At 62.4% G+C, this 1989-nt stretch carries 1 protein-coding gene and 1 pseudogene; one reads left to right on the forward strand and one right to left on the reverse strand.

All coding sequences use genetic code 11. The features are described 5' to 3' along the window. The first annotated feature begins 228 nt into the window (after positions 1 to 228). Positions 229 to 728, forward strand: a pseudogene (locus CDN38_RS32300) (nitroreductase family deazaflavin-dependent oxidoreductase). Between the two features lie 737 nt (positions 729 to 1465). Here CDN38_RS32300 and CDN38_RS32555 read toward each other — a convergent pair. Further along, positions 1466 to 1693 (reverse strand): transposase family protein, encoded by a 228-nt coding sequence (locus tag CDN38_RS32555; RefSeq protein ID WP_368773224.1) that lies wholly within the window; start codon positions 1691 to 1693, stop codon positions 1466 to 1468. Positions 1694 to 1989: the final 296 nt, after the last annotated feature.

A 1989-nucleotide genomic window follows, 5' to 3' on the forward strand; every position in this document is an offset into this window, starting at 1 on the left:
TCGTCGGTGGGGGTGGGGCGGGTCCGGTGTTGTTGGGGTGGTGACATGGGTTGTGCCCGAAGGTGATTGCAGGATCAGGGTACCGTCAGGTAACTGCTTTTCGCGCAGCCCCAAATAGTCTTCACCACCAAATGATGAATTCGATTACGCGAAGGACACTTTAAGCAACCCTGCGTCCAGAACGCGAAATCCCCCTTGGCAGGGGTTCGGTTTCGGTAGAATACCGCTATGCCAGCCCGCTCTTTCGATGATGCAAATGTGTTTCATCGAGCGATGCGCCGTGTTGCCGGGACCAAGTCGGGACGCGTGTTCTTCCGGCCGACGGCACACCGCCTGGACTAGCTGGTCAGTAAGCTCACCGGGGGCAAGCATAGCTTCGCCGGGATCGCGGCCGGTCTGCCGACGGTCATCCTCACCACCACCGGCGCCAAGTCCGGAAGGCCGTGCACCGTAGCGCTTTTGGGCATTCCGCATCCTGATGGCGTGGCGGTCGTCGCGGCTAACTATGGCGACGCTAGACACCCTGACTGGTATCACAACCTGAAGGCCAACCCGGCGGCAAGGGTGACGATCGAGAGCGATACCTGGGCTGCCACCGCCCGACTTGCCACACCCGGCGAACGCGAAGAGATATGGGAGAAAGGCGTCGAACTCTATCCCGGCCTCACCAAGGAGAGGCGTGGGCCGGCGACCGGCAAATCGAGGCCTTCGTCCTTAAGCGGCCCTGAGGAGCATGTGGCGGCCTACGCGCCTCGTAACACACGCGGTTGCCGATGCGTTCGGGTCGTCTTCGCCGCTGGTTGGTTACCGGCCGCCGCCCTCCAAAATGATCTCGGCAGCGATGAATTCGGCAGTAGCACTTGAGGTTTGTTGCAAGTCATATATCTACCCTCATGCGGACCCGAGGACTTCGATGGGGGCGGAGGCGAGGCGGTCGCCGAATGGCTGGGCTTGTGGGCCGGTGTGGCGGATGAGGCCGCCGAATGGCTGGGCTTGTGGGCCGGTGTGGCGGATGAGGCCGCCGGCGAAGCGTTTGCCGAGTTTGGTAATCCAGCGGATGTCTCGCCCCCGCAGGATTGCTGACTTGATCTCGATCGCGGCATTGAGGCCATCTGCGGTTTTCAGTATGAGGTTTACTTCGGCGCCGTCTCGATCGCGATAGCTCGATCGCGATAGTGGAACAGTCGTGGTGTCTGATCAGCCCATCCGAGTTGTCGCCGGAGTTCTGGCATCACGAGGGTTTCGATGATGGGTCCAGCCGCGTCTGGGTTGGCATTTGGTCCGACTCCGCTAGGCGAGACGTTGAGAAGGCGAGCGGCCACTCCAGAGTCGAAGCCGACCTCGCCGATTCGCGGGCAATCGTCCGCCGATACGCGGAGTTACCTTCGCTGATTTGCTCACCGATTCGCGATATCAGCCGGAACCGGTGCTCTCGGAGCCAAGGTGTCAGGGCAGACCGCGGCGGTCACACGGCAGCGTGAGCGTTGCGTGGCAGCCAGGGCATCTCGATCTCGCGAGTATGCCGCGCGCCGGGCGGACGCCCAGGGTATTCCTCGGTGCGGATCCCGCAGTCGGGACAGTCCAGACGGTGGATCTCATAGACCAGCCGGAGGCGATGGGTAGCCAGATCCAGATGCCGCCAACGGCGGCGCCGCCGCTCGTTCACCGCCAGTACAGCATTCCGCACTGGCACTGCAACGCCGGTGCTCGCGGACGCACCGTGAGCCCATCGCAAGCCCAAATGACCACATTGGTCACAGATGCCCCGGGAATCTGCAGTAGACGGTTAGATGCAGTACTGGCCCGTTTCACGTTAGTGCGCACGTCGTCGCGGATCGTGGGGAGGGTGTTGCGAGGTCGTCGGGTAGCGGGTCGGCGGCGGTGCGGGTCTGGTTGTCGGCCTTGATTGTTCACGATGGCCGGTGCTGCGCGTATCGCGAACGAATTCCTTGATGCGCCAACCCGTTTAAGCTCCGATCCGGTACTTGC

Origin of the sequence: Mycobacterium ostraviense (assembly GCF_002705925.1) — a bacterium.
Lineage (GTDB): Bacteria > Actinomycetota > Actinomycetes > Mycobacteriales > Mycobacteriaceae > Mycobacterium > Mycobacterium ostraviense.